The 19861-nt window shown below is 66.6% G+C and carries 27 protein-coding genes; 17 read left to right on the top strand and 10 right to left on the bottom strand.

Annotated features, from left to right (window positions below):
• Nucleotides 1-21: 21 nt before the first annotated feature.
• From ACZYRS_RS18710 to smpB, 5 genes are all read right to left on the bottom strand, one after another.
• A complete protein-coding gene (locus tag ACZYRS_RS18710; RefSeq protein WP_198784009.1) occupies nucleotides 22-414 on the bottom strand; it encodes a COG4315 family predicted lipoprotein in 393 nt (130 codons plus the stop codon).
• Between the two features lie 73 nt (nucleotides 415-487).
• Nucleotides 488-1318: an anti-sigma factor family protein gene (locus tag ACZYRS_RS18705; RefSeq protein WP_463420460.1), complete on the bottom strand. Its 831-nt coding sequence runs from the start codon at nucleotides 1316-1318 to the stop codon at nucleotides 488-490.
• 16 nt (nucleotides 1319-1334) lie between these two features.
• Nucleotides 1335-1850, bottom strand: coding sequence for a sigma-70 family RNA polymerase sigma factor (locus tag ACZYRS_RS18700; RefSeq protein ID WP_463420459.1), 516 nt, complete (start codon nucleotides 1848-1850; stop codon nucleotides 1335-1337).
• A 27-nt stretch (nucleotides 1851-1877) separates the two neighbouring features.
• Complete coding sequence (locus ACZYRS_RS18695) at nucleotides 1878-2267, bottom strand: COG4315 family predicted lipoprotein (RefSeq protein ID WP_463420458.1); 390 nt, start codon at nucleotides 2265-2267, stop codon at nucleotides 1878-1880.
• Between the two features lie 105 nt (nucleotides 2268-2372).
• Nucleotides 2373-2849, bottom strand: a complete 477-nt coding sequence (gene smpB, locus ACZYRS_RS18690) for an SsrA-binding protein SmpB (RefSeq protein WP_198784005.1) — start codon at nucleotides 2847-2849, stop codon at nucleotides 2373-2375.
• 62 nt (nucleotides 2850-2911) lie between these two features.
• Between smpB and ACZYRS_RS18685 the strand changes: the two genes are divergently transcribed.
• Nucleotides 2912-3358: a type II toxin-antitoxin system RatA family toxin gene (locus ACZYRS_RS18685; RefSeq protein WP_463420457.1), complete on the top strand. Its 447-nt coding sequence runs from the start codon at nucleotides 2912-2914 to the stop codon at nucleotides 3356-3358.
• Nucleotides 3358-3693, top strand: a complete 336-nt coding sequence (locus ACZYRS_RS18680) for an RnfH family protein (protein ID WP_463420456.1) — start codon at nucleotides 3358-3360, stop codon at nucleotides 3691-3693. The genes ACZYRS_RS18685 and ACZYRS_RS18680 overlap by 1 nt, the downstream gene beginning before the upstream one ends.
• A 16-nt stretch (nucleotides 3694-3709) precedes the next feature.
• Here the strand turns inward: ACZYRS_RS18680 and ACZYRS_RS18675 are convergent, their stop codons facing one another.
• A complete protein-coding gene (locus ACZYRS_RS18675) occupies nucleotides 3710-4240 on the bottom strand; it encodes a DUF4124 domain-containing protein (protein ID WP_463420455.1) in 531 nt (176 codons plus the stop codon).
• A gap of 129 nt (nucleotides 4241-4369) precedes the next feature.
• Here ACZYRS_RS18675 and guaB point away from each other — a divergent pair, with 129 nt between their 5' ends.
• From guaB to guaA, 4 genes are all read left to right on the top strand, one after another.
• Nucleotides 4370-5839, top strand: a complete 1470-nt coding sequence (gene guaB / locus ACZYRS_RS18670; protein ID WP_198784001.1) for an IMP dehydrogenase — start codon at nucleotides 4370-4372, stop codon at nucleotides 5837-5839.
• A gap of 165 nt (nucleotides 5840-6004) precedes the next feature.
• On the top strand, nucleotides 6005-6253 hold the full coding sequence (locus ACZYRS_RS18665) for a type II toxin-antitoxin system Phd/YefM family antitoxin (RefSeq protein ID WP_093432414.1): 249 nt from the start codon (nucleotides 6005-6007) through the stop codon (nucleotides 6251-6253).
• Nucleotides 6254-6264: 11 nt separating this feature from the next.
• On the top strand, nucleotides 6265-6684 hold the full coding sequence (locus ACZYRS_RS18660; protein WP_198784867.1) for a type II toxin-antitoxin system VapC family toxin: 420 nt from the start codon (nucleotides 6265-6267) through the stop codon (nucleotides 6682-6684).
• Between the two features lie 11 nt (nucleotides 6685-6695).
• Nucleotides 6696-8312, top strand: a complete 1617-nt coding sequence (gene guaA, locus ACZYRS_RS18655; RefSeq protein ID WP_463420454.1) for a glutamine-hydrolyzing GMP synthase — start codon at nucleotides 6696-6698, stop codon at nucleotides 8310-8312.
• A gap of 22 nt (nucleotides 8313-8334) precedes the next feature.
• Here the strand turns inward: guaA and ACZYRS_RS18650 are convergent, their stop codons facing one another.
• Nucleotides 8335-9372 (bottom strand): MBL fold metallo-hydrolase, encoded by a 1038-nt coding sequence (locus ACZYRS_RS18650; RefSeq protein WP_463420453.1) that lies wholly within the window; start codon nucleotides 9370-9372, stop codon nucleotides 8335-8337.
• A 64-nt stretch (nucleotides 9373-9436) separates the two neighbouring features.
• Nucleotides 9437-10045, bottom strand: a complete 609-nt coding sequence (locus tag ACZYRS_RS18645) for a TetR/AcrR family transcriptional regulator (RefSeq protein WP_463420452.1) — start codon at nucleotides 10043-10045, stop codon at nucleotides 9437-9439.
• A gap of 300 nt (nucleotides 10046-10345) precedes the next feature.
• Between ACZYRS_RS18645 and ACZYRS_RS18640 the strand changes: the two genes are divergently transcribed.
• From ACZYRS_RS18640 to ACZYRS_RS18625, 4 genes are all read left to right on the top strand, one after another.
• Nucleotides 10346-10630 carry a hypothetical protein gene (locus tag ACZYRS_RS18640; protein ID WP_198783995.1) on the top strand — a complete coding sequence of 95 codons (285 nt, stop codon included), beginning with the start codon at nucleotides 10346-10348 and terminating at the stop codon, nucleotides 10628-10630.
• Between the two features lie 78 nt (nucleotides 10631-10708).
• Nucleotides 10709-11314: a 2'-5' RNA ligase family protein gene (locus ACZYRS_RS18635; protein ID WP_463420451.1), complete on the top strand. Its 606-nt coding sequence runs from the start codon at nucleotides 10709-10711 to the stop codon at nucleotides 11312-11314.
• Nucleotides 11311-11850 (top strand): endonuclease V, encoded by a 540-nt coding sequence (locus ACZYRS_RS18630; protein ID WP_463420450.1) that lies wholly within the window; start codon nucleotides 11311-11313, stop codon nucleotides 11848-11850. The genes ACZYRS_RS18635 and ACZYRS_RS18630 overlap by 4 nt, the downstream gene beginning before the upstream one ends.
• A 99-nt stretch (nucleotides 11851-11949) precedes the next feature.
• The gene (locus tag ACZYRS_RS18625) at nucleotides 11950-12450 is read left to right on the top strand and encodes a hypothetical protein (protein WP_463420449.1); all 501 of its coding nucleotides are present in this window, start codon (nucleotides 11950-11952) and stop codon (nucleotides 12448-12450) included.
• Nucleotides 12451-12697: 247 nt separating this feature from the next.
• Here ACZYRS_RS18625 and ACZYRS_RS18620 read toward each other — a convergent pair whose 3' ends face one another.
• Nucleotides 12698-13612 (bottom strand): LysR family transcriptional regulator, encoded by a 915-nt coding sequence (locus tag ACZYRS_RS18620; RefSeq protein ID WP_463420448.1) that lies wholly within the window; start codon nucleotides 13610-13612, stop codon nucleotides 12698-12700.
• Between the two features lie 138 nt (nucleotides 13613-13750).
• Between ACZYRS_RS18620 and ACZYRS_RS18615 the strand changes: the two genes are divergently transcribed.
• From ACZYRS_RS18615 to ACZYRS_RS18585, 7 genes are all read left to right on the top strand, one after another.
• Nucleotides 13751-14749, top strand: coding sequence for a 2Fe-2S iron-sulfur cluster-binding protein (locus ACZYRS_RS18615; RefSeq protein ID WP_463420447.1), 999 nt, complete (start codon nucleotides 13751-13753; stop codon nucleotides 14747-14749).
• A 30-nt stretch (nucleotides 14750-14779) separates the two neighbouring features.
• The gene (locus ACZYRS_RS18610; protein ID WP_463420446.1) at nucleotides 14780-16039 is read left to right on the top strand and encodes an aromatic ring-hydroxylating dioxygenase subunit alpha; all 1260 of its coding nucleotides are present in this window, start codon (nucleotides 14780-14782) and stop codon (nucleotides 16037-16039) included.
• Complete coding sequence (locus tag ACZYRS_RS18605) at nucleotides 16036-16521, top strand: aromatic-ring-hydroxylating dioxygenase subunit beta (RefSeq protein ID WP_463420445.1); 486 nt, start codon at nucleotides 16036-16038, stop codon at nucleotides 16519-16521. Before ACZYRS_RS18610 ends, ACZYRS_RS18605 begins: the two co-directional genes overlap by 4 nt.
• A 3-nt stretch (nucleotides 16522-16524) precedes the next feature.
• Nucleotides 16525-16893, top strand: coding sequence for a chorismate mutase (locus tag ACZYRS_RS18600; protein WP_463420444.1), 369 nt, complete (start codon nucleotides 16525-16527; stop codon nucleotides 16891-16893).
• The gene (locus ACZYRS_RS18595; RefSeq protein ID WP_463420443.1) at nucleotides 16890-17849 is read left to right on the top strand and encodes a Bug family tripartite tricarboxylate transporter substrate binding protein; all 960 of its coding nucleotides are present in this window, start codon (nucleotides 16890-16892) and stop codon (nucleotides 17847-17849) included. The genes ACZYRS_RS18600 and ACZYRS_RS18595 overlap by 4 nt, the downstream gene beginning before the upstream one ends.
• A 19-nt stretch (nucleotides 17850-17868) precedes the next feature.
• Nucleotides 17869-18189 (top strand): non-heme iron oxygenase ferredoxin subunit, encoded by a 321-nt coding sequence (locus ACZYRS_RS18590; RefSeq protein WP_463420442.1) that lies wholly within the window; start codon nucleotides 17869-17871, stop codon nucleotides 18187-18189.
• 92 nt (nucleotides 18190-18281) lie between these two features.
• Nucleotides 18282-18776 carry a RidA family protein gene (locus ACZYRS_RS18585; protein WP_463420441.1) on the top strand — a complete coding sequence of 165 codons (495 nt, stop codon included), beginning with the start codon at nucleotides 18282-18284 and terminating at the stop codon, nucleotides 18774-18776.
• Between the two features lie 3 nt (nucleotides 18777-18779).
• Here the strand turns inward: ACZYRS_RS18585 and ACZYRS_RS18580 are convergent, their stop codons facing one another.
• Nucleotides 18780-19853: a DUF72 domain-containing protein gene (locus tag ACZYRS_RS18580; RefSeq protein WP_463420440.1), complete on the bottom strand. Its 1074-nt coding sequence runs from the start codon at nucleotides 19851-19853 to the stop codon at nucleotides 18780-18782.
• Between the last annotated feature and the right edge of the window lie 8 nt (nucleotides 19854-19861).

Here is a 19861-nt window from a genome sequence, read left to right as displayed (position 1 = left end):
ATCAGGTGATCACCGTGCCGTTCAGGGGCGCGCGATCTTCCAGTTGCCGCCCACGCCGTCGCCGGTCTTGTCGCCCGGCTTGGCATCCTTGGCCCAGTAGTACAGCGGCCAGCCCTTGTAGGCCCATTGGCGCTTGCCGTCTTCGCGAATGATGATGGTGTAGCCGCCGATGGGCTTGGCGGTTTCGGCCACGGGGAGCGGCGGCCAGTTGGCGGCGCACTGGGCGTTGCAGCCGGAGGTGCCGGCGCCGGACGTGTCCTTGGTGAAGGTGTAGAGCGTCATGCCGTTCGGTCCGACCAGCACGCCGTCGGCGGTGCGGGTGGGCGTGTCGGGCGCGCTGGCGGTCTTGTTGGACATGCCGCCGCAGCCGGCGAGCAGGGCCGCCGCGAGGATCGAGGCGCTGAGCAATTTCATGCAGTTTCTCCTTCAGTTGAAAAATCGCGACAACAAGGCTGGTGATTGCGCGACCGAGCAGTTTATGCCGGGCTCACGACAAATCGCGGTAGGCAAGGGTCGCGAGTTTCAGCAAAACATCACGCGGGAGCTTGCCGGCTACGGCATAGCCGAAGCCCTGGTCGACCCAGTAGAAGCTCGGCACCGGACCGTCGGAGGTGAACCGGAAGGCGGTCTCGCGCGCGGCCGCCGAATCCGGCGCCCGGGCGTCGAGGGTGCCGATGTAGAGCGTGACGCGCTCGCCCGCGGTGTCTTCGAACATGAACTGGGCGCGCGCGCCGGTTTCCCCGGGCAGCAGGCGACCGCCGACGAGCGTGTAGCCCAGGGTGCTCAGGTCGGGCACCTTGAGCGGCCTGTCCAGGCGCTTGGAGAGCCACTGCACGAGGTGCTGCTGCTCGGAGGCGGCCACCTCGACCGGGTGCCTTTTCTCGGGCGCGTAGACGACGTGGGCGATCGATGCGTCGTGCACGAACTCGCGCATCGCGGGTGCCTTGGCCAGTTGGGTCGATGGGGCGCGCGATGCCGACCATTGCGCATTGCCGAGCCAGCCCGCCGCAAAGGCGACGAGCACGCCGGCCGCGATGCCGCCCCAGCGCATCCAGCTGCTGCGCTGCGCCTGCCGCGGCAGATGGCGCTCGAGCGCGCTCATCAGCGGCGCGGGAATGGGTTCGTCCAGCAACTCGCCGTGCAGGCGGCGCAGGGCATCGCGCTGCGTGTGCCAGGCCGCGACCTTCGCGGCCATGGCCGGGTCGCGCGCCAGGGCCTCTTCGATGGCGGACCGGCGATCCGGGGCGAGCTGGCCATCGACCAGCGCGTGCAGTTCGTCGTCGGTGACGTCGGTGGAGGGCGGGGCGGGGCGGTTCATGGTGCGGCGGCGGGTTTCACTTGAGGCGGCGCAGGCCGGGGCGGTTCGCGGCGGCGGCGCCGTCCAGCAGCTCCTGCAGCCGCACGCGGGCGCGCGAGAGGCGCGACATCACGGTGCCGGCGGGAATGCCCAGCACCTTCGCCACCTCGGCATAGGACAGGTCTTCGAGCGTCACCAGCAGCAGCACGGCGCGCTGCTCCTCGGGCAGTTGCATGAGGCAGCGCTGCAAGTCGAGGCTCGCGCCCTGGTCGCGGCCCGGATCGATGCCGCCGTGCAACTCGTGCGTGGTCTCGTCCAGCGACACCACGCTGTGCGGCGGCGGCGCGCGCCGGACCTGGCTCGCGAAGATGTTGTGCATGACCGTGAAGAGCCATGCGCGCAGGTCGCTCCCCACCACCCAGAGGCGCCACTTGCTGCAGGCCCGCTCGAGGGTGTCCTGCACCAGGTCGTCGGCCGCCCACGTATTGCCCGTGAGCGCGCGCGCATAGAGGCGCAGGCTCGGGATGTGGTCGACCAGCAGGCGGGCGTCCATGGGCGGGTGGCAGGATGCGCGTGCGGGTCAGGGCTTGGCGGTCTTCCAGTTGCCGCCCACGCCGTCGCCGGTCTTGTCGCCCGGCTTGGTGTCCTTCACCCAGTAGTAGAGCGGCCAGCCCTTGGCGGCCCATTGCTTCTTGCCGTCGTCGCGCGTGACGATGGTGAAGTCACCGCTCGGCTTGTCGCTGTCGGCGGCCATGAAGGGCGGCCAGTTGGTGGCGCAGCCGCCGTTGCAGACCGACTTGCCGTTGCCGGCCGTGTCTTTCTCGAAGGTGTAGAGCGTCATGCCGGTCGCACCGACCAGCGCGCCGTCGGCGGGCTTGGGCTGGGCGACTGCGGGAAGGGCGAGCAGGCTGCCGAGCAGGGCGGCTGCAATGCCGGCGGAGGAAATTCGAAACACGCGAAGGGGCGACATGGAAAGACTCCTGGGTTGGATGGCATCGGCAATCCGATGACACCGCACAAACGCCCGCAGCGCGCGTTTTATTCCATGCCGCGAAAAAAAGAATGAAAAGAATGCCTAGCGGCTGCGGCTCTTCATCGCGCGCTCGACCTCGCGCTTGCCTTCGCGGTCCTTGATGGTGTCGCGCTTGTCGTGCTCGGCCTTGCCCTTGGCCAGCGCGATGTCGCATTTGACCTTGCCCGCCTTCCAGTGCAGATTGAGCGGCACCAGCGTGTAGCCCTTTTGCTCGACCTTGCCGACCAGCCGGCGTATTTCTTCCTTGTGCAGCAGCAGCTTCTTGGTGCGGATGGAATCGGGGTTGACGTGCGTCGAAGCGCTCTTGAGCGGGTTGATCTGCAGGCCCACGACGTAGAGTTCGCCATCGCGGATCACCACGTAGCCGTCGGTCAACTGCACCTTGCCTTCGCGCAGCGACTTGACCTCCCAGCCTTCGAGCACCATGCCGGCCTCGAAGCGTTCTTCGAAGAAATAGTTGTACGCGGCCTTCTTGTTGTCGGCGATGCGGGAGGAGTTATCTTGTTTCTTTGTGGCCATGGCTCGGGAAGATGGGGACGCATGGCTTCAATACAATCCGTCGCGCACGCTGCACCGATTCTATGAAAACAGTCAACAAGTCCGTCCTTATCTGGTACAGCGCCGAAGAGATGTACGCGCTCGTCACCGATGTGGCGAAGTATCCGCAGTTCCTTCCGTGGTGCGACAAGGCTCGGATCATCGAAGAGGACGCGGCGGGCATGACCGCCGAAGTGGGCCTCGCTTTCGGCGGCTTTCACCAGAGCTTCACCACCCGCAACACCCACGTGCCGGGGCGCGAGGTGCAATTGAAACTGGTCGATGGCCCGTTCTCCAACCTCGACGGCAACTGGAAGTTCGTGCCCGTGGGGGAAGCGGGCGAACGCGCCTGCCGCGTCGAACTGCACATGAGCTACGGCTTCAGCAACTTCGCCTTGCAGGCGCTCGTGGGGCCGGTGTTCGACACGATCGCATCTAGCCTGGTCGAGGCCTTCGTCAAGCGCGCCGAGCAGGTCTACGGCAGCCCCTGATGATCCAGGTCACGCTGAGCTGCTCGCCCGCGGCGCGCGAGGTGTTCGAGCAGGTCCTGCAGCTGGAAGATGGCATCGTCTTGAGCGACGCGGTGAAAGCGAGCGGGTTGTCGCTGCACTTTCCCGATCTCGATTGGCGACATGCGATGACGCCGGGCATCTGGGGCAAGGCGGTCGAGTGGAGTCAGGCCCTGAAAGACGGCGATCGCATCGAGCTGTGCCGCCCGCTCACGGTGGACCCGAAGGTCGCGCGCCGTGAACGATTCAAGCGCCAAGGCGCGGGGAGCGCCGGCCTTTTCGCGAACCGCCGCAAGGGCGGCAAGGCCGGCTACTGAGGCTGCCGGCTTCGGCTTATTTGCAGTCGCTGTCGATGACCGACTGAACGCGCTTCTGCTCGGCGGCGCGGGCGCCATCGTCCATGATCTCGCGCTCGCCCTTGGCATTGACCTTCGCAATGCGGATGCCGCTGTCCAGCGTGGACTTGCCTTCGCGGGCGCGGGCGCAGTTGTCGGCCTTGGCCTTGGCGACCTTCGCCTCTTCGGCGGCGCGCTTGGCCTTTTCTTCGGCCTCGGCCTTCTTGGTTTTCTCTTCGAGCTCCTTGTCGACGCCGCTCGGCTTGGGCGCCGCGGCGCCTTCGCGCGGCTTGGCCGCAGCGGCTTCGGTGCCCTCGGCCGCCGGCGCATCCGGCGCGGAGATGCCGGTGGCAGGCCGCGGCGGCGGCGTGCCCGAACGGCGCAGGATGTTCTTCTCGGGAACATCGGGCGGCGGCGCCTGGTCGCTGAAGACCTTCTTGCCGTCTTTGTCGATCCATTGCCATTGCGCGCTCGCAGAGAGCGGCAGCGCCACGACACATCCCATCAGCAGCCAGTGCATGAATTTCATGCCCGAAGTTTAGCCGTGCCTTACTTCTTGCAACATCCTGGGTGGGGTGCTTTTGCAACGGTTGTGAAAAGCCCGGGCCGGCGAACGGTGCGGGCGCCTCGTTACAATCCGTCTTTTGGAGCTTCACCCATGCGCCTTCTCGGCAAAGCGCTCACCTTCGACGACGTGTTGTTGGTGCCAGCGTTCTCCCAGGTCCTGCCCAAGGACACCTCCCTCGCCACCAAACTCTCCCGCAACATCACGCTGAACCTGCCGCTTGTCTCGGCGGCCATGGACACCGTGACGGAAGCCCGCCTCGCGATCGCCATCGCGCAGGAGGGCGGCATCGGGATCGTTCACAAGAACCTCACCGCGCAACAGCAGGCCGCCGAAGTGGCCCGCGTGAAGCGCTACGAATCGGGCGTGCTGCGCGATCCGGTGGTGATCACGCCGACGCACTCGGTGCGCCAGGTGATGGCGCTGTCCGACCAGCTCGGTATCTCGGGCTTCCCGGTGGTCGACGGCGGCAAGGTCGTCGGCATCGTGACGGGGCGCGACCTGCGCTTCGAGACCCGCTACGACGTGCCCGTCAGCGAAATCATGACGCAGCGCGACAAGCTCATCACCGTGCCCGACGGCACCACGCTGGCCGATGCCAAGGCGCTGCTCAACAAGTACAAGCTCGAGCGCCTCCTGGTCATCAACAACGACTGGGAGCTCAAGGGCCTCATCACCGTCAAGGACATCACCAAGCAGACCAGCTTCCCCAACGCCGCACGCGACGCGAGCGGCCGTTTGCGCGTGGGCGCGGCGGTCGGCGTGGGCGACGGCACCGAGGAGCGCGTCGAAGCGCTGGTGAAGGCCGGCGTCGATGCCATCGTGGTCGATACCGCCCACGGCCACAGCGCCGGCGTGATCGAGCGCGTGCGCTGGGTCAAGCGCAACTATCCGCAGGTCGACGTCATCGGCGGCAACATCGCCACCGGCGACGCCGCGCGTGCGCTGGCCGATGTCGGCGCCGATGCGGTCAAGGTCGGCATCGGCCCGGGCTCCATCTGCACCACCCGCATTGTGGCCGGCGTGGGCGTGCCGCAGATCATGGCGGTCGATAGCGTCGCCACCGCGCTGCAGGGCACGGGCATTCCGCTGATCTCCGACGGCGGCGTGCGCTACTCGGGCGACATCGCCAAGGCGATCGCCGCAGGCGCCAGCACCGTGATGATGGGCAGCATGTTCGCCGGCACCGAAGAGGCCCCCGGCGAAATCGTGCTGTACCAGGGCCGCAGCTACAAAAGCTACCGCGGCATGGGCTCCATCGGCGCGATGCAGCAGGGCAGCGCCGACCGGTACTTCCAGGAATCGACGACGGGCAACCCCAACACCGACAAGCTCGTGCCCGAGGGCATCGAAGGCCGCGTGCCCTACAAGGGCTCGATCGTCTCGATCGTCTACCAGATGGCCGGCGGCGTGCGCGCCAGCATGGGCTACTGCGGCTGCGCGACCATCGAGGACATGAAGAACAAGGCCGAGTTCGTCGAGATCACCACGGCCGGCATCCGCGAGAGCCACGTGCACGACGTGCAGATCACGAAGGAAGCGCCGAACTATCGGGCTGAGTAATGTGGCCCCCACGCGCCCCCACTGCGTGTGGGGCGCTGCCCCCCGAGGGGGCACAGGCCGCCTTGGGGCCGCCCGGCGCCGGCCTGAAGCCCAATCTGGCCAGACCTTGAAAGTCAGGCCAGACTCGGTTTAGAATTTGGGCCAGATTCAATTTTTCTGGCCCAAATGCAATCCATCGGCATCGCTGAAGCCAAGAACAACTTCTCCGCCCTGATCGACTTGGTCGAAAAGGGCGAGGAGGTTCGCATCACCCGCCACGGCAAGGAAGTCGTGCGCATGCTGCCGGTGCGCCGCAAGCCGGTCATCACCGACGAGCAGATCGCACGCGAACTCGGCCAGATCGACGCGCTGCACGCCACCATCCAGCCCGGTCTTTCCCTTCGCGCATTGCTCGACGAAGGGCGCCGATCGTGACAGCCTTCGTCATGGACGCCTCCGTCACCGCCGCCTGGCTCCTGCCCGACCAGGCCAGCGAACACACCCGCAAGCTCTACGCCGCCATCCGCCGCGACGAGGTCGAGCCGCAGGCGCCCAATGCCTGGCAATGGGAGTGCGCCAACATCCTCGCCAACGGCGTGCGCAGCGGCCGCATCCCGACCGCCGCGGTCGAGGGGCTGTGGAGCGTGCTCGACGCCATCCGCCACCGCGTCGAGCTGCACGAGCTCGCACCCGCCCAGCACAAGGCTGTGCTTGCGGTCGCCATCGACGCCGGCATCTCGACCTACGACGCGGGCTACCTGTGGCTCGCCAAGTCGCTCAATCTCCCGCTCGCCACCTTCGACGAGCACCTCATCCAGGCAGCGCCCAAGGCGGGCGTGAAGCTGTTCGACATTTCAACGCTCTGAGTCCTCTCGCCATGCAACACGACAAGATCCTCATCCTCGATTTCGGCTCGCAAGTCACGCAGCTCATCGCACGCCGCGTGCGCGAGGCCCATGTGCTGAGCGAAGTGCACCCCTGCGACGTCACCGACGAATGGGTGCGCGAGTACGCGGCCGACGGCCACCTGAAGGGCGTGATCCTTTCCGGCAGCCACGCGAGCGTGTACGAAGAAACCACCGACAAGGCCCCGCAGGCCGTGTTCGACTTGGGCGTGCCCGTGCTGGGCATCTGCTACGGCATGCAGACCATGGCGCACCAGCTGGGCGGCAAGGTCGAGGGCGGCCACAAGCGCGAGTTCGGCTTCGCGGCCGTGCGCGCGCATGGCCACACGGCGCTCCTGAAGGACATCTCGGACTTCACCACGCCTGAAGGCCACGGCATGCTCAACGTGTGGATGAGCCACGGCGACAAGGTCACCGAGCTGCCCCCGGGCTTCAAGCTCATGGCCAGCACCGACAGCTGCCCCATCGCCGGCATGGCCAACGAGGCGCGCCGCTACTACGGCCTGCAGTTCCACCCCGAAGTCACGCACACGGTGCAGGGCAAGGCGATCATCGAGCGCTTCGTGCTCGGCATCTGCGAGGCCAAGCCCGACTGGGTCATGCGCGACCACATCGCCGAAGCCGTCCAGAAGATCCGCGAGCAGGTGGGCGATGAAGAGGTCATCCTCGGCCTCTCGGGCGGCGTCGATTCGAGCGTGGCCGCCGCGCTCATCCACCGCGCCATCGGCGACCAGCTGACCTGCGTGTTCGTCGACCATGGCCTCTTGCGCCTGAACGAAGGCGACATGGTCATGGAGATGTTCGAGGGCAAGCTGCACGCGAAGGTCATTCGCGTCGATGCCAGCGACCTGTTCCTCGGCAAGCTCGCGGGCGTGAGCGAGCCCGAAGCCAAGCGCAAGATCATCGGCGGCGAATTCGTCACCGTGTTCAAGCAGGAAGCCGCAAAGTTGAAGGCCGGCGACGGCGGCCACAAGGGCGCCACGTTCCTCGCGCAAGGCACGATCTACCCCGACGTCATCGAGTCGGGCGGTGCCAAGAGCAAGAAGGCCGTCACCATCAAGAGCCACCACAACGTCGGCGGCCTGCCCGAGCAACTGGGCCTCAAGCTGCTGGAGCCGCTGCGCGATTTGTTCAAGGACGAAGTGCGCGAACTCGGCGTGGCGCTCGGCCTGCCGCCCGAGATGGTCTACCGCCATCCGTTCCCCGGCCCGGGCCTGGGCGTGCGCATCCTGGGCGAAGTGAAGAAGGAATACGCCGACCTGCTGCGCCGCGCCGACGCGATCTTCATCGAGGAACTGCGCAACTTCAAGGACGAGAGCGGCAAGACCTGGTACGACCTCACCAGCCAGGCCTTCACCGTGTTCCTGCCCGTCAAGAGCGTGGGCGTGATGGGCGACGGCCGCACCTACGACTACGTCGTCGCGCTGCGCGCCGTGCAGACCAGCGACTTCATGACCGCCGACTGGGCGGAGCTGCCGTACGCGCTGCTCAAGAAGGTGTCGGGCCGCATCATCAATGAAGTGCGCGGCATCAACCGCGTGACCTACGACGTGTCGAGCAAGCCGCCGGCGACGATCGAGTGGGAGTGATCCGCCGGGCGCGCGTTCAGGCTCAGTCCCTGACGCGCACCCACCAGGCACCGCCCGCCTGCGGCGCCTCGAGCGCCACGCGCTCGCCCATCACCGGCGTCGCAAGCTTCACATCGCGCGCCTTCGCCAGCGCCTGAATCCGCTCGAAGGGCTCGTCCCACGGGTGCAGCGCGAGGTCGAACGTCCCGTTGTGCACCGGCAGCAGCCAACGGCCGCGCAGGTCCAGATGGGCCTGCAGCGTTTCCTCCGGCTGCATGTGGACGTCGGCCCATTGCTTGTCGTACGCGCCGGTCTCGATCATCGTCATGTCGAAGGGACCGTAGCGATCGCCGATGGTCTTGAAGTCGGCGTGGTAGCCGGTGTCGCCGCTGAAGAAAAGCCGCAGCCCATCCGCTTCGATCACCCACGACGCCCACAGCGTGCGGTCCTCGTCGAGCAGGCTGCGCCCCGAGAAATGCTGCGCAGGCACTGCGGCCAGGCGCACGCCGCCGACGGTCGTCTCGCCCCACCAGTCGAGCTGCCGCACGCGCGCCGCGTCGACGCCCCACGCGATCAACCGCTCGCCCACGCCCAGCGGCGTGACGAACACCTCGACCTTCGGCGCGAGCCGCGCGATGGCATGGCGATCCAGGTGATCGAAGTGATCGTGCGAGAGGATCACGCCCTTGATCGGCGGCAGGTCGTCGATGTCGATCGGCGGCGCGTGAAAGCGCTTCGGGCCGGCCCACTGCACCGGTGATGCGCGCTCCGAGAAGACCGGGTCCGTGAGCCAGAACTCGCCGCCCAGCTTGAGCAGCAAGGTCGAGTGGCCCAGCCGGTAGAGGCTGCCGTCCGGCGCGGCGAGCAGCGCTGAAGCCGTCAGCGGCTGCACCGGAATCGGCACGTTCGGCACGGTCGCGTCGCTCTTGCCGGTGAGGAACTGCCAGCCGATCGCGACGGTCTTCAGGAACCCCAGCGGCACGCGCGGCACGACGTTGCGGTAGAGGCCGTCGCGTTGTTGCGGCGACTGGGGGTTGGCCGCGAGACGCGGGCTGCAGGCACACAGGGAGAAGGTGGACATGGCGATGACTCCGGTCATGAAGATGTGAAAGACGGTGCGGGCCGTGCGCTTCATCCGAAGAAGCTCACGCGCGAGGCGCGGCCGCCGACGGGCTGCCGCACACCAGGCGCACCGCGGTGCGGATGCCGGCCTGGTACTCGGCCGGCGTGCGGGCGTAGTGCTTCAAGCCGTGCGAGGCCGCATACAGGTGCTGCGCGAGCGACTTGGCCGAAAGGCCCGCGGCGCGCCACGGAACGGCGGGCTCGCTCGACTGGATGGCCCGTGCCAGTTCCTTCGGAACGGCCTGGTCGAACTCCTCCAGCACCGGGCCGACGAGTTCGCGCGCGGTCGCGACGATCTCGTTCATGTGTTCCAGCGACATCTGCGAGCCGTCGTTCTGCGCATGCAGCGCCGCGAAGGCGCCGACCAGCCGCTCCTCGATCGGCAGGTCCTTGCGCGCCAGCGCAGCCCGCATGGCCGCGAGGCCCTGCTGCGCGAACCAGGTGACGGCCTCCTTGAAGAGCTCGTCCTTCGACGTGAAGTGCAGGTAGAGGCCCTGGCGGGAGATGCCCGCGGCGCGCGCGAGATCGTCCATCGACGTCTTCCGGAAGCCGTAGCGCAGGAAGACGCCGATCGCCGATTCCATGATGGCCACGCGGCGCTCGGGGGCGGCGGCTGGTGCGGCGGCGGCCATCAGCGGATGGCTCCGGCGGAATGAGGAGGGCGGATATTCATGGTGCTGTTCGATGGGGACCGGCGCGAACACTGGATGCCGGTCGTTGAAGGCGAAAACCGTACTTTACAAGTTTGATCTATTTTGTCAAGTTGGTCATGTTGGTGCCATCGCAACCGGCGCAGCCGGAAGCGAACGCCCGGGCCCTGTAATGACCCGTAATGGTTTTTCGGCAGGTGCGTCCCTACAGTGATTTCTCCTCGACGACCCGCAGGTCGATTCGAGGATTTACACCACGACCCCACACCCATGGAGAACGACATGACCAGCGTAACCGTCAACATCGTCGGCGGAGCCGACAAGGAAAACACGACCGCCGTGACCATCGGCACGGTCCGGTGGGGCCACAACGGCACCGCGCCGCTGGGCACGGCGCAGAACGTGCCCGAAGGGATATGGGACCTGACCGTCTTCAAGACCACCATTCCCACGCATCTGTCCATCAAGGTGGAGGTGTACGGCAACGTCGCGCTGGTCAACATCACCGTGAACCAGGACAACATCTCGGTGAACCTGGGCGCTGCGGCTACCCGCCTCGAAGCCTAGAAGTTCGCGCGCGATGCGTTGGCGGGGCGCTCGCCGACGGCCTCGTGAAGCGGGCAAACCATGCGCGATGATCGACGCATGTCAGAACAGCTTCTTCTCCCCGGAATCGATCCCCCGCCGCGGCCCCTGCCGCGACCCCGAACCAAGGCGCGCCGCAAGGAGCCGCTGCCGCACACGCTCTTCTTCGCGATCTTTCCGAACGCCGAAGACGCCGCATCGCTCGCGGCGCTCGGTGCGCAGTTCGATGACCGCCATGCGCTCAAGGGCACGCTGACCGAGCCGCAGCGACTGCATGTCACGCTGCACGATCTCGGTGGCTACGACACGGTGCCGCGCAAGAAGGTGCAGGCCGCGCTCGAGGCTGCGGCCGCCGTTGCGCCACCGGCGTTCGACGTCGTCTTCGACCGCGCCATGACCTACGCGAACAGCAAGGCCTTCGTGCTGTGCGGCGACGAGGGCACCGATGCGCTCGCCGACTTCCGGCAGCACCTGGGCGAAGCGCTGGCCGACGCGGGCCTCAAGCCCGAGCGCAGCTTCACGCCGCACATGACGCTCGCCTACACGCGCCGCAAGATCGAGAAGCACGCGATCGATCCGGTGCGCTGGACCGCGGGCTCCTTCGCGCTCATCGACAGCCACGTCGGCGAGGGCGTGCACGAGGTGCTCGGGCAGTGGCTTGCATGAGCGAGCCGTTGATCGTGTGCCTGGACGTCGACTACCGCGCCGACACCGCGGTGGCCGCGGGCCTCTGGTTTTGCGGATGGACCGCACCGCACGAAGAGGCGCAGGCCATCGCGGGCTTTGGCGAGGTGGCCGCGTACGAGCCCGGCGCGTTCTATCGCCGCGAGTTGCCCTGCCTGCTCGGCGTGCTGCGCGAGGGGCCGCTGGCGGACATCGTCATCGTCGATGGCTACGTCTCGCTGGAACCCGGGCACCGGGGCCTGGGCGCGCACCTGCACGACGCGCTCGATCGCAAGGTGCCCGTGGTCGGCGTTGCAAAAACGGCCTACCGCAGCGCGAGCGATGTGGCCGAGGTGCTGCGCGGCCAGAGCACATCGCCGCTCTTCGTGACGGCCATCGGCATCGACCTCGCCACCGCGGCGGCCGAAGTGAAGCGCATGCACGGCGAGCACCGCGTGCCGACCTTGTTGCGCGCGGTCGACCAGCTCGCGCGCCGCTCGGCAATGCCCGACCGCACCGGAACCGTTCTCAAGCTCTGAATTTCGATGTGAATGACGCCGGCAACCTCATCACGTTTCCCGAAAATTCCTCGGTGCCCCAGATAAATTCCATCAAGGATTACATAAGAGGACATGACCATGGACAACTGGAATGAATTGCTGATCAAAGCCCAGCCATTGATTGATTTTCTCCGGCGCCGGGATTATTTTGATCGCACATATTCGGGTGATAGAAACGAAAGCCTGGTAATTGCCGATGCATCTCTGGGAATCGAATATGCAACGGACGATTCGTTCGACAAATTCGACGAATGGCAAACCGTCAGCGATTCACCTTCTGTTTTTCCGGACGATTTCGAATGGGAGCGATGGATCGACTACAACCTGCAAAAAAACAATTACTTCGATCTGAGCGAGAAAAATTTCCACGGCGCCGATTCAAAATGGACCGATGAAGGCGCGTGCCTGCTCGTGGAACTCATGCTCAGGGACATGCGAATTTTGCTGCATTGCTATGCAAACGATCATTTCCCGGAAGTCTGGAAAAAAATACGGGACGTCTATTTTCTTGATGGATTCCCGTGTGGCTGGGATGGAAGGATTTCTTCCGGCAAATTGGTTGTTTTCTCCAACGAGTGAAAAGATATTTGTTTGAACGGATGGGGCGGCGAATTGCCGGGAATTTAATCCGATGAATTTGAGTGAATTGGCAGGCTGCACGCGACCTCCCAACTCATCCTCCAGCCACAACCTCTGGCGCAAAGGCGTTGGCGGCGCCTCCGCGATGACGCGCGTGAGACCCGAGAAGGGCGTGAGCAAGGCCTTTTTCGGTAAGCCGCTACGGACCGCGCGCGCTACTGCCGCCTGACAGGCCGAGCAACCGTCGTCAGTCCTTGTCCGCGAAGCTGTCGAACAGCAGTCCCCGCAGCCACTGGTTGCCCGGATCGCGGTGCACCTTCGCGTGCCAGAACAGGTTGATCGCGATCTGCGGCAGCGCCACCGGATGCGGGCGCCACACGAGGCCGAAGGGCTCGGCGATGCTCTCTGCGAGCCGCTCGGGCACGGTCGCGATCATGCCGCTCGAGCGCAGGATGTGGCCGATCGCCACGAAGTGCGGCACCTTCAGGCGGATGCGCCGGTGGATGCCCTGCGCAGCCATCACGTCGTCGGCCTTGCCGTGGCCCGTGCCGGCGGCCTGCACCAGCACGTGGTCGGCGGCGCTGAAGTCTTTCAATGACACGCTGCGCTTGCGCGCGAGCGGGTGCGATGCCGAGAACAGGCACACGTAGCGCTGCAGAAAGAGCCGGCGCTGGAACACGCCCGCCTTCAACTGCGGCAACAGGCCGATGGCGATGTCCACATGCCCGGCCTCCAGCTCGTCGCGCAGGTTGGTCGCGGTGTTGTTGCGCAGCGTGCTGATCGTCACGCCCGGCGCCGCGACCGACAGCGCCTCCATCAAGCGGGGCGTGAAGTAGATCTCGCCGATGTCGGTCATCGCGAGCGTGAAGCTGCGGGTGCTCGTGGCCGGCTCGAACACCACCTGCTGGTTGAGCGCGGTGTGCAGCGCACCCATCGCGTAGGCGACCGGCTCGGCCAGCTGCAGCGCGAAGGGCGTGGGCTCCATGCCGCGCGCGGTGCGCAGGAACAGCTCGTCGCCCAGGAGCTTGCGCAGGCGCGCCAGCGCATTGCTGATGGCGGGCTGCGAGAGCCCGAGCGATTCGGCCACGGCCGAGACGCGCTTCTCGGCCAGCATGCGGTCGAACACCAGCAGCAGGTTGAGGTCGATGTCCTTCAGGTGCATGCCAGACCTTTATTCATATCCGTGATGGGGTCGATTCACGAGATTCTATTGGTCAATCTGCGGCGGCCGCGCATCATCCGCTTTCAGAGACAAGCCGGCCCACGATGCCGGCGTCGGACAAAAACCGAGAGCCCCACGATGGACCTGCACATTCACCCCCTTGCCCGCACCCTCCAGGTCCGCCCCGGCGCGAACCTGCTGGAGGTGCTGCGCGAGCACCATGTGCCGGTGTCGTACAGCTGCATGTCGGGGCGCTGCGGCACCTGCCGCTGCAAGGTGGTGTCGGGCCAGGTGCTGGACGGCGGGCAGGACGCCATCCGCCCGGACGGCCCGGACGGGCAGGGCGAGCGCTATGTGCTGGCCTGCCAGAGCACGCTGACCGAAAGCTGCGCCATCGAGATCCCCGAGCCCGACGAGGTGGTGGTGCATCCGGCGCGCATCCTGAAGGCGACCGTCACGGGCATCGACGTGCTCACGCACGACATCCGGCGCCTGCGGCTCAAGCCGAACAAGCCGCTGGCGTTTTCGCCGGGGCAGTACGCGCAACTGCAGTTCGCGCCCGATCTCGCACGGCCCTATTCGATGGCCGGCCTCAGCCGCGACGCGGAGCTCGAATTCCATGTGCGCCGCGTGCCGGGCGGGCGCGTGACGGCGCACATCTTCGAGCAACTGCGCGTCGGCGATGCGGTGCGCGTGAGCGGGCCGCTCGGCACGGCGTACCTGCGCACGAAGCACCGCGGCCCGATGCTCTGCGCGGCGGGCGGCACCGGGCTCGCGCCGATCCTGTCGATCGTGCGCGGCGCGATTGCGGGCGGGCTGATGCAGCCGATCCATCTGTACCTGGGCGTGCGTTCCGACGCGGACGTTTACGGCCTCGACGAACTGCGCGAGCTGCAGGCCCGGCACCCGGGCCTGAAGGTGCATGTGGTGGTCGTCACCGGCGTCGCGCGCGAGGGCCAGCGCGTCGGCCTCATCACCGATGCCATCCGCGCCGACTGGCCCGGCAGCCTCGACGGCTGGCGCGCCTATCTCTGCGGCTCGCCACCGATGGTCGAAGCCGCGGCGCAGCTCGTGCGCGCCCGTGGCCTTGCGCCCGAACAGACCCATGCCGATGCCTTCTACCTGCAAGGCACCTGACAGATCCCGAAGAAGAAAAGGAGACCCGCGATGACCACGCCACCTGTGTTCCCCATCGAGCTGCATTGGGAGAGCGACAAGACCAGCCGCATCCCTTTCATGGCCTACACCGACGAGGCGCTGCACAAGAAAGAGTTGCAGCGCTTCTTCTACGAAAAGCACTGGTGCTACGTCGGCCTCGAAGCCGAGATTCCGAACCCGGGCGACTTCAAGCGCACGGCGATCGGCGAGCGCTCGGTCGTGATGTCGCGCGACGAGGAGGGCGCGATCCACGTGTTCGAGAACGTCTGCGCGCACCGCGGCATGCAGTTCTGCCGCGAGCGCCATGGCAACAGGAAGGAATTCGTCTGTCCCTACCACCAGTGGAACTACACGCTCAAGGGCGACCTGCAGGGCGTGCCGTTCCGCCGCGGCGTGAAGCAGGACGGCAAGGTCCACGGCGGCATGCCCGCGGACTTCAAGACCGAGGACCACGGCCTCAACAAGCTCAAGGTGGCCTCGCGCGGCGGCGTGGTGTTCGCGTCGTTCGACCATGAGGTCGAGTCGTTCGAGGAATTCCTCGGGCCTGACATCCTTCACTACTTCGATCGCCTCTTCGACGGGCGCAAGCTCACCATCCTCGGCTACAGCCGCCAGCGCATTCCGGGCAACTGGAAGCTCATGCAGGAGAACATCAAGGACCCGTACCACCCGGGCCTCCTGCACACCTGGTTCGTGACCTTCGGACTCTGGCGCGCCGACAACAAGTCGGAGCTGAAGATGGACGCGCGCAGCCGCCATGCCGCGATGATTTCCACGCGCGGCAACGCGGGCAAGGCCGCGCAGGTGACGCAGGTTTCCAGCTTCAAGGAGAGCATGCAGCTGAAGGACCCGCGCTTCCTCGATATCGTGCCCGAGCCCTGGTGGGGCGGGCCGACGGCCGTGATGATGACGCTGTTCCCGAGCCTGATTCTTCAGCAGCAGGTCAACAGCGTGTCGACGCGGCACATCCAGCCGGTCGGGCACGACGCCTTCGATTTCGTGTGGACGCATTTTGGTTTCGAGGACGACACCGAGGAGATGACGCAGCGCCGCCTGCGCCAGGCCAACCTGTTCGGCCCGGCGGGCTTCGTCTCGGCCGACGACGGCGAGGTGATCGAGTTCTCGCAGCAGGGCTTCGAGCAGAAGCCCTATCACCGCACGCTCGCGGAGTTGGGCGGGCGCGAGGTCGAGAACACCGACCACATGGTGACCGAGACGCTGATCCGCGGCATGTACCGCTACTGGCGCGAAGTGATGGAGGCGGCATGACGAAGAAGCTCGACGCTGACGCCTACCTCGAACTGGCCGGCCTCTATGCGGCCTATGCGCATGCGGTCGATTCGGGCCAATGGGATTTGTGGCCCGCGTTCTTCATCGAGGAATGCAGCTACCGTTTGCAACCGCGCGAGAACCACGAGCGCAACCTGCCGCTGGCCACGCTGTCGTTCGAGAGCCGGGGCATGCTCGAAGACCGCGTGTACGGCATCCAGGAGACGCTGTTCCATGACCCGTATTACCAGCGGCATGTGGTCGGCCTGCCGGTGGTGCACAAGATCGATGACGACGGCGCGATCCACAGCGAAGCCAACTACGCGGTGTTCCGCACCAAGCTCGACGGTCCCTCGACCGTGTTCAACGTCGGCCGCTACATCGACAAGGTCGTGCCCACGCCCGAAGGCCTGAAGTTCGCCTCGCGCCTGTGTGTGTTCGACAGCGAAATGATCCCGAACTCCATCATCTACCCCCTCTGAGCCATGCAAGAAAAAGAACCCGAGACACACGGCGCGCCGCTGCGCCGCTTCACCGATCCGGCCTACCAGCCGCTGTGCGGCAACCTCGCCGAGGTGCGCGAGAACATCGACCGGCTCGACCGCCAGATCGTCGCGCTGCTGGCCGAGCGCGGCCGCTTTGTGAAGGACGCGGCGCGCTTCAAGCGCGATGCCTTCCAGGTGTCGGCGCCGCAGCGCCAGCAGGAGGTGATCGACAAGGTGCGGGTGCTGGCGGAGAAGGAGGGCGCGTATCCCGAGGTGGTCGAGGCGGCGTACCGCGCGCTGATTGCGGGCTTCATCGCGCGCGAGCAGCGGGACCATCAGGGCATGGTCGATGTGGAGGCCAAGCCATGAAGCGCGCCGTCGTTTTCACCATCGTGGCCTTGGCCGCCGCGGCCCATGCGCAGGACTGGCCGCAGCGCCCGGTGCGCATCGTCGTGCCGTTCGCGGCCGGCTCGTCGCCCGATATCCTCGCGCGCATCGTCAACGACAAGCTCGCGGCGCGCATCGGCCAGCCGCTCATCGTCGACAACAAGCCCGGCGCGGGCGGCAACACCGGCACCGACCAGGCGAGCAAGTCGCAGCCCGATGGCTACACCTTCCTGCTCTCGGTGAATGCGCCGCTCGTCTACAACACGGTGCTCTACAAGAACCTGCCGTACGACCCGTTCAAGGACCTCGTGCCGGTGTCGCTCGCGGCGACAACGCCCAACGTGTGCGCGGTCTCCAATTCGATGAACGTCGATTCAGTGAAAGGCTGGCTCGCGGCGATGAAGCAGAACCCGGGCAAGTTCAACTTCGCCTCGACGGGCAACGGCTCGATCTCGCACCTGGGCGTGGAGCTCATCAAGCTCAAGACCAATTCGTTCGCGGTGCACATTCCGTATGCGTCGTCGGGGCAGGCGGTCACCGCGATCATCCAGGGCGATGTGCAGTACGCGTGCCTGCCGCCCGTCACCGTGATGCCGCAGGCCAAGGCCGGGCGATTGAAGGCACTGGCCGTGACGTCGGCCGAACGCTCGGCCCTGCTGCCCGAACTGCCGACGCTGCGCGAATCGGGCCTGCCCGACATCCAGGCCGTGCCGTGGTTCGCCTACATGGCGCCCAAGGGCACGCCCAATGAAGTGGTGCAGCGCATGAGCCGCGAGATCGCCGTGGTGCTGAAAGACCCCGAGACGGTCAAGCGCCTGCAGACCGCGTACTTCGATCCCGTGGGCAGCACGCCCGAAGCACTGGCCAAGTTCATGGGCGAGGAGCTCGTGCGCTGGAAGCCGGTGATCCAGCGCGCCGGCCTCAAGCCCGACAACTGACAAGCGAAGGAAAAAACACATGAGCACGATGACATGGATCGACGCCGCGGCGGTCGACGACGTTCCCGCCGACGACGTGATGGGCATCGAGGTGCAGGGCCGCGACATCGCGCTCTACGGCACCGAAGACGGCATCCACGCGACCGACAACATCTGCACGCACGGCCATGCGCGGCTGTGCGACGGGTTTCTCGAGGGGCACGAGATCGAGTGCCCGCTGCACCAGGGGCGCTTCGATGTGCGCACGGGCAAGGCGATGTGCGCGCCGCTCACCGAAGACCTGCGCAGCTATCCGGTGAAGATCGAGGGCGGGCGGGTGTTCCTGGCGTTCGAGGCCTAGCGGCCATCTGTTCCGCCTCCGGTCCACGCGATCTGTATCTGTTTTCCCCGCGCGCTGTTGGCGACAATGGCCCACCGTTTCATGGAACACATATGACGACAGCGCAAAGCCGAGACCAGATTGCCGACCAGATCGCCGCCGAGCTCGGCCACAGCTTCGCGGGCGAGATGCTTGCGGGCGGGCACTACGTGCCCATCGTGCGCGACGGCCGCACGCTCTACACGAGCGGGCAGGTGCCGCGCGTGGGCACCACGGTGGTGGTCACCGGCCGCGTGGGCGATGCGGTGTCGCTGGAGAAGGCGCGCGAGGCCGCGCAGATCTGCGCGCTGCGCTGCCTCACGCTGCTGCGCCGCGAACTCGCCTCGCTCGATGGCGTGGAGAAGGTGCTGCGCGTGGGCGTCTTCATCCAGTGCACAGCCGATTTCACGCAACAGAGCGAAGTGGCCGATGCGGCGTCCGATCTGCTGCACCGCGTCTTCGGCGATGCGGGCGTGCATGTGCGCACGGCGGTCGGTGTGTATCAGCTGCCCAAGAACGCGAGCGTCGAGCTGGAGATGACGGTCGCCGCCAAGGGCGACAACGCTTAGCGCCTAGCGCGGCTGCAGCTGGACGATGTCCCGCGCGAGCGAGGCGATGGTCAGCGGCGCGCAGCCCTCGGCGTTGTTGCTCACGGTGACGAAGGCGTTCTGGCCGGCGCGCGTGGTGCCGGCAATCACCTTGGCCAGGGCCGCGCGCGTCTCGGGGTCGGGGTCCACGATCTTGTCGAACGGGCCGTAGAGCTTTTCCGCATCTTCATACCCGAAGCGGCCGTGGCGGCGGTGCAGGTTCCAGCGGCACACGAGCGGACCGGGCCACAGCGCGCGCAGCATCGGCAGCTGGTCTTCGATCGGCGGCATCTTCGCGTGCAGGCCCATGCAGAAGGTCGCGCCCACGCTGCGCAGCATGTCGGCGAAGGCGGGGCACAGCAGTTGCGGGTCGCGCACCTCGACGGCGATGACCGCGTCGGGCGCGCTCTGCGCAAGGCCGGGCAGCGCTTCGAGCATGTCGCCGATGCGCGTGAGCAGCGCGGGCTGGTCGGCCAGCAGCTGCGAAGGGATCGGGCTCAGCTGGAACACCAGCGCGCCGATGCGGTCGCCCAGGCCGTCGAGCGCGGGCTGCACGAACTCCTGGATCGCGATCTCGCTGTTGAGGAACACGGGGTTCACCTGCGTGCCGCGGCCGCTTTCGTCGCGCACGGTGGCATCGGTCACGAGGCTCGGGGCCTTCACGACGAAGCGGAAGTCGGCGGGCACCATGGCCGCGTAGCGCGCGTACTGGCTCGCGGTGAGGGCACGGTAGAAGTTGCGGTCAAGGCTCACGGTGCGGAACAGCGGGTGCTGCGCGAGGGCCGCGAGACCGTTCTTGGAGAGCACGGTCTCGGCGTATTCGCCGTCCCACACGAGGTCGGCCCAGCCGGGGTAGCTCCATGACGAGGTGCCCAGGCGCAGGTTCGGCGAGAGCGCCGAGGCCAGTTCGACGAGCGCCGGATCGGCGGGCATCGGGACCACGGTGGCGCCGCGCGATTTCTTCTTCGCGGGCTGTTCAACCTCGAGGGGCGGCGGTGCCACAGGCGCCTCCTGCGGGCGCGGGAGATCGGGAAAGAGGGTGTCCTGGACTTCGCTCATGCTGGGGC

The sequence above is a fragment of the Variovorax sp. AC194 genome (genome assembly GCF_979257995.1).
The sequence above is the reverse complement of the archived record's forward strand: the minus strand, read 5'-3'. Positions and strand labels throughout refer to the sequence as shown.

Excerpts from the sequence above, each read along its gene's own strand:
- ACZYRS_RS18710 (WP_198784009.1), bottom strand. The coding sequence starts at position 414 with ATGAAATTGCTCAGCGCCTCGATCCTCGCGGCGGCCCTGCTCGCCGGC.
- ACZYRS_RS18705 (WP_463420460.1), bottom strand. The coding sequence starts at position 1,318 with ATGAACCGCCCCGCCCCGCCCTCCACCGACGTCACCGACGACGAACTG.
- ACZYRS_RS18700 (WP_463420459.1), bottom strand. The coding sequence starts at position 1,850 with ATGGACGCCCGCCTGCTGGTCGACCACATCCCGAGCCTGCGCCTCTAT.
- ACZYRS_RS18695 (WP_463420458.1), bottom strand. The coding sequence starts at position 2,267 with ATGTCGCCCCTTCGCGTGTTTCGAATTTCCTCCGCCGGCATTGCAGCC.
- smpB (WP_198784005.1), bottom strand. The coding sequence starts at position 2,849 with ATGGCCACAAAGAAACAAGATAACTCCTCCCGCATCGCCGACAACAAG.
- ACZYRS_RS18685 (WP_463420457.1), top strand. The coding sequence starts at position 2,912 with ATGAAAACAGTCAACAAGTCCGTCCTTATCTGGTACAGCGCCGAAGAG.
- ACZYRS_RS18680 (WP_463420456.1), top strand. The coding sequence starts at position 3,358 with ATGATCCAGGTCACGCTGAGCTGCTCGCCCGCGGCGCGCGAGGTGTTC.
- ACZYRS_RS18675 (WP_463420455.1), bottom strand. The coding sequence starts at position 4,240 with ATGAAATTCATGCACTGGCTGCTGATGGGATGTGTCGTGGCGCTGCCG.
- guaB (WP_198784001.1), top strand. The coding sequence starts at position 4,370 with ATGCGCCTTCTCGGCAAAGCGCTCACCTTCGACGACGTGTTGTTGGTG.
- ACZYRS_RS18665 (WP_093432414.1), top strand. The coding sequence starts at position 6,005 with ATGCAATCCATCGGCATCGCTGAAGCCAAGAACAACTTCTCCGCCCTG.
- ACZYRS_RS18660 (WP_198784867.1), top strand. The coding sequence starts at position 6,265 with ATGGACGCCTCCGTCACCGCCGCCTGGCTCCTGCCCGACCAGGCCAGC.
- guaA (WP_463420454.1), top strand. The coding sequence starts at position 6,696 with ATGCAACACGACAAGATCCTCATCCTCGATTTCGGCTCGCAAGTCACG.
- ACZYRS_RS18650 (WP_463420453.1), bottom strand. The coding sequence starts at position 9,372 with ATGTCCACCTTCTCCCTGTGTGCCTGCAGCCCGCGTCTCGCGGCCAAC.
- ACZYRS_RS18645 (WP_463420452.1), bottom strand. The coding sequence starts at position 10,045 with ATGGCCGCCGCCGCACCAGCCGCCGCCCCCGAGCGCCGCGTGGCCATC.
- ACZYRS_RS18640 (WP_198783995.1), top strand. The coding sequence starts at position 10,346 with ATGACCAGCGTAACCGTCAACATCGTCGGCGGAGCCGACAAGGAAAAC.
- ACZYRS_RS18635 (WP_463420451.1), top strand. The coding sequence starts at position 10,709 with ATGTCAGAACAGCTTCTTCTCCCCGGAATCGATCCCCCGCCGCGGCCC.
- ACZYRS_RS18630 (WP_463420450.1), top strand. The coding sequence starts at position 11,311 with ATGAGCGAGCCGTTGATCGTGTGCCTGGACGTCGACTACCGCGCCGAC.
- ACZYRS_RS18625 (WP_463420449.1), top strand. The coding sequence starts at position 11,950 with ATGGACAACTGGAATGAATTGCTGATCAAAGCCCAGCCATTGATTGAT.
- ACZYRS_RS18620 (WP_463420448.1), bottom strand. The coding sequence starts at position 13,612 with ATGCACCTGAAGGACATCGACCTCAACCTGCTGCTGGTGTTCGACCGC.
- ACZYRS_RS18615 (WP_463420447.1), top strand. The coding sequence starts at position 13,751 with ATGGACCTGCACATTCACCCCCTTGCCCGCACCCTCCAGGTCCGCCCC.
- ACZYRS_RS18610 (WP_463420446.1), top strand. The coding sequence starts at position 14,780 with ATGACCACGCCACCTGTGTTCCCCATCGAGCTGCATTGGGAGAGCGAC.
- ACZYRS_RS18605 (WP_463420445.1), top strand. The coding sequence starts at position 16,036 with ATGACGAAGAAGCTCGACGCTGACGCCTACCTCGAACTGGCCGGCCTC.
- ACZYRS_RS18600 (WP_463420444.1), top strand. The coding sequence starts at position 16,525 with ATGCAAGAAAAAGAACCCGAGACACACGGCGCGCCGCTGCGCCGCTTC.
- ACZYRS_RS18595 (WP_463420443.1), top strand. The coding sequence starts at position 16,890 with ATGAAGCGCGCCGTCGTTTTCACCATCGTGGCCTTGGCCGCCGCGGCC.
- ACZYRS_RS18590 (WP_463420442.1), top strand. The coding sequence starts at position 17,869 with ATGAGCACGATGACATGGATCGACGCCGCGGCGGTCGACGACGTTCCC.
- ACZYRS_RS18585 (WP_463420441.1), top strand. The coding sequence starts at position 18,282 with ATGACGACAGCGCAAAGCCGAGACCAGATTGCCGACCAGATCGCCGCC.
- ACZYRS_RS18580 (WP_463420440.1), bottom strand. The coding sequence starts at position 19,853 with ATGAGCGAAGTCCAGGACACCCTCTTTCCCGATCTCCCGCGCCCGCAG.